The 1,489-nt window shown below is 62.6% G+C and carries 1 protein-coding gene; it reads right to left on the reverse strand.

Going from position 1 to position 1,489, the window contains the following annotated elements; all coding sequences use genetic code 11:
- The coding region (locus tag NZM16_RS13795; protein ID WP_295480937.1) for a glycosyltransferase family 39 protein at positions 1-1,119 on the reverse strand (1,119 nt) is incomplete at its 3' end.
- Between the last annotated feature and the right edge of the window lie 370 nt (positions 1,120-1,489).

Below are 1,489 nucleotides of genomic sequence, written 5' to 3' on the forward strand. Positions count from 1 at the left end.
GAACAGGGCGACGTCGTGGGACCCGGCATGTGCGGCGACCCAGCCCGCGGCACCTCGCCAGTCCTCCTTTGCGTTAAGGGGGCTCCACAGATACTGGAACCCTACGGCGGCCAGCCCAATCCAGCCCGCCAAGGCCCCCGCCCGCCAAGCCGGATTCCCGATCCCAACTGCAAGCCCGGCAAGGATCAGCGGGGTCATGGACATCAAGTAGCGCGGCGAGGTGAGAGGAAAGCGCTGGCTGGACAGATACCAGAAGACTAGGCCCAGCGCGAGCCCGGCCAAGCCGGCTCGAATGCGGCGCTCGCTCCATGCCCCCAGGATCAGCATCACGCCGCCATACAGCGCCCCAAGGAGCGCAAGACGCGAATCCGGCGCATGATAAACCGTCCATGCGGTCAGAACCAGCCGAAGGGCTTCGAAAGGAGGAAGCGGGGGGTTCCACCACAGAGTTGCCTCTCGTTGCCCACTCCATGCTCGCCAGGCCAGCGGAAGCCCGGCCAAGATCAGGAGCGCAAGGGCTCCTCGCCCTCCACGGGAGGACCAGAGAGGACGCCCGGCGATGAAGGCGAGCCCGAGATGGACTATCGTCAAAAAAATCGCCGTCAGATGAACGTAATAGGCTGCTGCAAGCGTGAGGGCATACAGCAGCCAGCGATGAGGACGATTCTCCCGAAGCGCCTTCAGGAGCCAGACCGTGCTCATCGCGCTGAGGGCGAACAGCAACCCATAAACCCGCGCCTCCTGCGAGAACCAGATCAGGTAAGGCTGAGAAGCGCCCAGCGCCAGGGCAACCATCCGGGTAGATCTACGGCCAGCGAGTGCCCCCACATGCCAGAGCCAAGCCAGGCCGAACACGATCCACCAGGCGGAGAAAAAGCGAACAGCGAACTCCCCATCTCCCGCAAGGGCCATCCAGCCCTTCAAGAGCAGAAAATAAAGCGGGGGGCTCGCTTCTTCTTTAAAAGCCATTGTCCGTTCCAGCAGCACGGGCATCGGCAGCCGGGCGACCCAGACGGCCACCGCCTCATCCAGCCACATACTGTGGAACGTTAAAAACGGCAGTCGCAGGACCCACGCAACCCCAAGCAACAGCACGCCGATCCATAGCGAACGGGACATCGATGGCCCTATCCTCTGAAACCATGGAATGGATTCTCTGGCATCCGAGGGGCCTGCTCATCGGACCTCTCTTCGGTGTAAGGCCCCGTCGGGCTGGGGAATGGGAATGGCATGGCGCAGCGGGCCCTTTTCGTGGGGAGAATGCGCTCCACCTCCTGGGCAGGGGCCCAGCCGTGCCGTACTTGTGGCATTTTAGCTGGGGTTCCGTGATTGGGGAAATGAAAGCGGGCGAGACGATCGCACGATCGCCTCGCCCGCTTGAAAAACCTTTCCCGCCATCCTCTGCACCAAGAGTAGTCACTCCCTAGGGTAGTAACCGATCACCCCCAAGAGTTTCTGAACCCCTCTCCCCACGCTGCTTCGTGGCGTG

The sequence above is a fragment of the Thermoflexus sp. genome (genome assembly GCF_025055495.1).
In the GTDB taxonomy this organism is placed as follows: domain Bacteria; phylum Chloroflexota; class Anaerolineae; order Thermoflexales; family Thermoflexaceae; genus Thermoflexus.